Here is a 5,270-nt window from a genome sequence, read left to right as displayed (position 1 = left end):
CCATTGCCGCCTGCGCCACCGCCATTTCCACCGGCGTCGCCGCCGTTTCCGCCGGCGTCGCCACCATTGCCACCTGCGCCACCGCCGTTGCCGCCTGCGTCACCGCCATTGCCGCCTGCGGAGCCGCCATTCCCACCGTTGCCACCAGCGGAACCGCCATTGCCGCCGTTGCCGCCATTACCGCCTGCGGCTTGCGCCAGAAGTGCGCGCTTGGCCTCCTGCAACCGGGCAGCCTGATCCATCGACCGTTGGAATCCGTCGCGCGGCCCCGGCAGGACCGACGCCGCCCGAGGTGCCGTCGGCAGCAGCATGGTCGACGCGAGCAGCGCCGCCGCCAGTGCACGGCGCGCGTTGATGGCATTCGCCTTGAATGCGAAAAGCCGCGGCAGTCCTGTCATCGCCCGACCGGCAGGCTCCGCACTCATTCTGATCGAGATCACATCCACCACCCGCGAATCCCCGTCCCTACATAGACCGGTTCAACGCCCGTTCCGAAACCCTCCCAGAAAAAGTCAGGGCTCGACGCGGGCCCGTGCGGCCGGCATCCGCGGCTGGTCCGGGGTGAGATCGGGCCTCAGGCCGGCCTTGGGCCATTTTCCTGGCGGACAGGGGGATGCTGCTCTCAAGTCATCTGGTTTGTGCGCTCATCTCCTCAGCGCATGCGTCGCCGCATCGGCAAACGAGATATCGCCCTTGATCTCGCGCATCGCCATCGAGGTGATGGTACGGCGCACGCCGGGCAGCCGGCTGAGCTCCTCGCGCAGCATGCGGTCGAGCGCCATCATGTCGACGGTCACGATCTGCAACAGATAGTCGGCCTCGCCGGTCGTGGCGTAGCAGCGGCGGATCAGGGGGTGCCGCTTCACCGCCGCCTCGAAGGCATCCGACACCTCGAAGTCGATCGACACCTGGATGAAGGCCTCGATGCCGAAGCCGATTGCCGCCGGATCGACGCGGGTGGAATAGCCGCGGATGACGCCGGCCTCCTCCAGCGCCTTGACCCGCTTCCAGCACGGCGTCTTGCTCAGCCCCACCGACTCGGCCAGCTCGCCGAAGGACAGGCGTGCGTCGCGCTGGAGCGCCGCGACGATCTTGCGGTCGAGGGTATCCAGCATGGATCGTTCTCCAGATATCGCCAGATTGAAGGCATTCGTCCTTCAATTTTTGCTATTTGGATAACAGAAAGGAACAATGTTCAAGCCCAAAGGGTCTATCTTCGATCTAAGGATCCAACACATGCCCCGGGCCGGGCAGGGAGAAGAACCATGCTGAAGTCGGAATATCACGCCCGCATCGAGACGCCGGAGATGCGCGACTACGGTGTCTATCTGCAGTGCGACAAGCTTCTGCAATGCCAGAAGCCGCTGGCCGAAATGGTCAATGCCGACGAGCTGCAGTTCCAGATCGTGCACCAGGTCGAGGAGCTGTGGATGAAGCTCATCGCCTACACGCTGGCCGACGTCCTCGACTATCTGGAGAAGGCGGACACGCACCGCATCGTCACCCTGATGGGCCGCGTGCACCGGCTGATGCGGCTGATGACGGCGCAGCTCGACGTGCTCGAAACCATGTCGCCCAAGGAGTACCAGCAGATCCGCCTGCAGCTTGGCAATGGAAGCGGCCAGGAATCGCCCGGCTTCAAGCTGCTCTTGCGCATGCCGCCGGACCTCTGGCGGGCCTTCAAGGCTGCTTATCTCGACGGCCGCGGGCTTTCCGTGGAGGATGTCTATGACGCGCGTTACGATCATGGCGACGCCTATGTCGTCGCCGAGGCGTTGATCGAGTTCGACGAACTGTTCCAGAAATTCCGCGCCAACCACCTCTACCTTATCCACCGTTCGATCGGGCTCGGCTCCAGGTCGCTGAAGGGCCGCCCGGTGGAGATGCTGGAAGGCGGCGCCCGGCACCGCTTCTTCCCCGAGCTGTGGGATATACGCTGCGACATGACCGACCGCTGGGGCGCCGAGTACGGCACGGTCAGGGAGTCGATCAGCCATTGTCCGCACGCGAAGGCGGGGTAGGGCGGCGGCGCGAGACGATCGTACGCCGAGTTCCTTCGCGCCCCCCTCTGTCCTGCCGGACATCTCCCCCACTTGGGGGGAGATTAGCTGTTTCGGCGCCCCCGCTTGTCCTGCAACGTTGGCGATTGGCGAAAGCTGGCGTCACATCTGATCTCCCCCTTGTGGGGGATCTGTCCGGCAGGACAGAGGGGGCGCTGTCCCGCCGACGTCGGCCTTGTTTGGCCTCAAGGGCAACAAAATTTCCCGACCCTGTCGGAACCATCGCCCTTCCTCCGTCCTTGGAGCATCAACAAGCTTCAATCCGGAGGACTATCGTGGAAAATGTTCAATCGACCTGGCAGACCGCAGTCATCCTCATCGCCCGCCTGATCTTCGCCGCCATGTTCGCGATGGGCGTGGCCTTCAAACTCATGGATATCGGCGCCACTGCCGGCTACATCGCCGCCGCCGGCTTCCCGTTCCCGCTGTTCCTGGCCTGGTGCGCGGCGATATTGGAGACGCTGCTGGTGATCGCCTTCCTGACCGGCGCCTTGCTGACCCCGGCGGCGCTGATCGGCGCGGTCTACGTCACCTTTCTCGGCTTTGCCTTCCACGGCCCTTCGCACTGGGCCGGCAACCAGGCCGAGTTCGGCGCCTTCATGTCGCATTTCCCGTTCGCCGCCGGCCTGCTCTTCGCCGCCGTTCACGGACCGGGCAGCGTGCTTTCGCTGCGCCAGGGCTGGCCGGGCAGGGCGTGAAACTCATTCCTTCTCCCCGTTAACGGGGAGAAGGTGCCCGAAGGGCGGATGAGGGGCCGCGCCGGCATCGACAGTTGGCCGCCCCGAGATGCACCCACTCCCTCACATCTGATCGTTGTAAGGTTCCTTCATCTGGCCGACCATGCGGGCGAGCTTCGAGAAGGACGGCATGTCCGCCTCCGGCTGGCAGCGGTTGGCGAGCTCCAGGAGCCGGATCGGGAAGTTGACGGCATCGCGGCTCGATGCCGACATGCCTTCGGAGCGTTCCTCGCCGGTCTCGCTGGCCTCGGCCCGGCGCAAGGCGATGTCGATCTCATCGACGGTCAGCACTCCCTTGCGCACCAGCACCTGGTTGATCGACGCGACGGCCATCAACAGGCCCTCGAGCTGCAGATTGGCGACGTTCATGGCGGTTCCTCCCCATTGGTTTGCGCTTTAACGCGCGAAGGGGCGTTTCCGATCCGATGTGGGTGGGTGGCTCACCCTACGCCTCCAGCAGGCGCTCGCCATATTCCTGCCAGAGCGCCCTGACCTCGCGGCCGCCGAGCGGCGGGGTGGCGCGGTCGCCGTAGGAGATGGCGACGGCGCTGAGGTCGTACTGGCCGTCGGACCGGACGATGAAGCGGATCGCCTCGCCGAGCGGCCTCGAGTGGAAGACCGGATCGGCCTGGCCCGTGCCAAGACTGCGAACGCCAGAAATGATTGCCGGCTGATGCCGCATCCTGAAGACGGATGCCATGGCGGGTCTGTCCATGCTGCTTCCCCCGAGTCTCCGGGGCAAAATGATCCCATAAGCGCCGGCTAATGGCCAGACGGGGTCAAAACCATGTTGTGAATACCGCAGTGCCAGCAGGGGCGGTGAGGGGGGAGCAATTATTCCTAGGAAAATTTACCCATAACCTATTGCCCGCTGCAGGCAGCTATGCTACTCTTTTGTCCATGGTGCTGATTTGCGCCAACGACCCGCCGCGAGGCGGGTTTTGTGTTTCAGCCTTCCTCGATCTTAGCCCTCCGGGTCAAAGCTGGCGGGACAGCGCCCCCCTCTGTCCTGCCGGACATCTCCCCCACGAGGGGGGAGATTGGCAGCTTTGCCGCCGGCTCTCACCTTTGCGACCTTGGAGGTTGGCGAAGGCCGTCATGATTGCTGATCTCCCACCCGTGGGGGAGATGGCCGGCAGGACAGAGGGGGCGCGAAGGACCGCGCCTCTCAGATCAATCCACACCACCCACGAGCGCCCCATGCCCCGCTACGCCACCATCATCACTGCCGACGACGGAAGCGACACCGTCAGCGCCATCGGCATCTTCGAGGGCGCCGCCAGGCCGCTGCGCCCCGGATGCGTCGAGGAAGTCGCGCCGGGCGTGCTGATCGGCATGGTGCGCGGCGGGCCGGTCGACCCGGTCGGCGGTTTCGGTTTTCCGTTGGGGGCGCAGGGCGGTCGAATGATCGGCATCGCCAGGATGGCGAGGCCCGACAGGCGCGAGCCGGCCGCCGCCCCGATCGAAGCCGCGCCGACCGGCGCGGCGGCATCTGCCGAGGGCGATGCGCCCAAGCCGGTGCGCAAGCCGGCCAGGCCAAGGCGCGCCAAATCCGGCAAGCGCCGGAAGCCGGCCGGCAAAACCGCCAAGCCGGCGGTCGCAGCTGCGCCCGGCAGCAACGAACCGGATGGGTCCCATGGCTGATGCGCCGTTGCGGTCGCGCCGCGCGCGCGAGCCGGCGGGCGTTGCTGGCCGCCCGAAGCGGACGAAAAGAACCATCGGCGATGATTTCACCGCCGCTTTGCGCCAGGATTTTCGCGATCATGGCGCCGGGGTCATCGCCAAGGTCAGGGCGGAAAAGCCGGACCAGTATCTGAAGATCGTGCTGTCGGTGCTGCCCGGCCCGAAGGACCCCGATGCCAACACTCTGGACACGCTGAGCGATGAGCAGATCCGCGCCCGCATCCGCGCCCTCGAAGCGATCGTCAGGCCGTTCCTCGGGGACGCAGTACCTGGCGCTGCTGACGGAGCTGGAGCGCCGCCGCCGCGCTAACCTTTTGGCCGCCTACCGGCCGTATCCCAGGCAGGCGGAGTTCCATGCCGCGGGCGCCTTGAACCGCGAGCGCCTGTTCATGGCCGGCAACCAGCTCGGCAAGACCAGGGCAGGCGGCGCCGAATGGGCGGTGCATCTCACCGGACGCTATCCGGACTGGTGGCGTGGCAAGGTGTTCGACACGGCCGTGCGGCTTTGGGCCGCCGGCGTCACCGGCGAGGGAACGCGCGACAACCCGCAGCGCGTGCTCATCGGCCCGCCGCAGCAGCAGGCCGACTGGGGCACCGGCATGATCCCCGCCGACGCGATCGCCCATACCGTGATGGGACGGGGCGCACCGGGGGCGCTGGACAGCGTCGTCGTGCGTTGGGGCGGCGGCGGTGACGTCCAGGCCTCCGAGAGCGTGCTCTCCTTCAAGTCCTACGAGAAGGGCCGCGAGAAATGGCAGGGCGAGACCCTGCACGGCGTCTGGTTCGACGA

General features: G+C 66.1%; 9 protein-coding genes. 5 read left to right on the top strand and 4 right to left on the bottom strand.

Going from position 1 to position 5,270, the window contains the following annotated elements; all coding sequences use genetic code 11:
- Positions 1-449 (bottom strand): hypothetical protein (locus EN738_RS30415; protein ID WP_210214095.1); only part of this gene is annotated, 449 nt, incomplete at its 3' end.
- Positions 450-644: 195 nt separating this feature from the next.
- Positions 645-1,115, bottom strand: a complete 471-nt coding sequence (locus EN738_RS30410) for an Lrp/AsnC family transcriptional regulator (protein WP_127286847.1) — start codon at positions 1,113-1,115, stop codon at positions 645-647.
- A 150-nt stretch (positions 1,116-1,265) separates the two neighbouring features.
- Between EN738_RS30410 and EN738_RS30405 the strand changes: the two genes are divergently transcribed.
- Positions 1,266-2,021 carry a tryptophan 2,3-dioxygenase family protein gene (locus EN738_RS30405; protein WP_127286846.1) on the top strand — a complete coding sequence of 252 codons (756 nt, stop codon included), beginning with the start codon at positions 1,266-1,268 and terminating at the stop codon, positions 2,019-2,021.
- A gap of 314 nt (positions 2,022-2,335) precedes the next feature.
- The gene (locus EN738_RS30395) at positions 2,336-2,758 is read left to right on the top strand and encodes a DoxX family protein (protein WP_187331521.1); all 423 of its coding nucleotides are present in this window, start codon (positions 2,336-2,338) and stop codon (positions 2,756-2,758) included.
- Between the two features lie 102 nt (positions 2,759-2,860).
- Here EN738_RS30395 and EN738_RS30390 read toward each other — a convergent pair whose 3' ends face one another.
- Positions 2,861-3,166, bottom strand: a complete 306-nt coding sequence (locus EN738_RS30390) for a hypothetical protein (protein ID WP_127286845.1) — start codon at positions 3,164-3,166, stop codon at positions 2,861-2,863.
- 76 nt (positions 3,167-3,242) lie between these two features.
- Positions 3,243-3,512, bottom strand: coding sequence for a hypothetical protein (locus EN738_RS30385; protein WP_127286844.1), 270 nt, complete (start codon positions 3,510-3,512; stop codon positions 3,243-3,245).
- Positions 3,513-3,997: 485 nt separating this feature from the next.
- On the opposite strand from EN738_RS30385, the gene EN738_RS36555 reads away from it, so the two are divergent.
- The 3 genes from EN738_RS36555 to EN738_RS30375 form a co-directional block, all read left to right on the top strand.
- Positions 3,998-4,441: a hypothetical protein gene (locus EN738_RS36555; protein ID WP_189340417.1), complete on the top strand. Its 444-nt coding sequence runs from the start codon at positions 3,998-4,000 to the stop codon at positions 4,439-4,441.
- Positions 4,434-4,790 carry a hypothetical protein gene (locus tag EN738_RS30380; protein ID WP_245493556.1) on the top strand — a complete coding sequence of 119 codons (357 nt, stop codon included), beginning with the start codon at positions 4,434-4,436 and terminating at the stop codon, positions 4,788-4,790. The genes EN738_RS36555 and EN738_RS30380 overlap by 8 nt, the downstream gene beginning before the upstream one ends.
- Positions 4,791-4,848: 58 nt before the next feature.
- The coding region (locus tag EN738_RS30375; protein ID WP_245494815.1) for a terminase family protein at positions 4,849-5,270 on the top strand (422 nt) is incomplete at its 3' end.

This window comes from Mesorhizobium sp. M4B.F.Ca.ET.017.02.2.1 (assembly GCF_003998955.1).
Lineage (GTDB): Bacteria > Pseudomonadota > Alphaproteobacteria > Rhizobiales > Rhizobiaceae > Mesorhizobium > Mesorhizobium abyssinicae.
The sequence above is the reverse complement of the archived record's forward strand: the minus strand, read 5'-3'. Positions and strand labels throughout refer to the sequence as shown.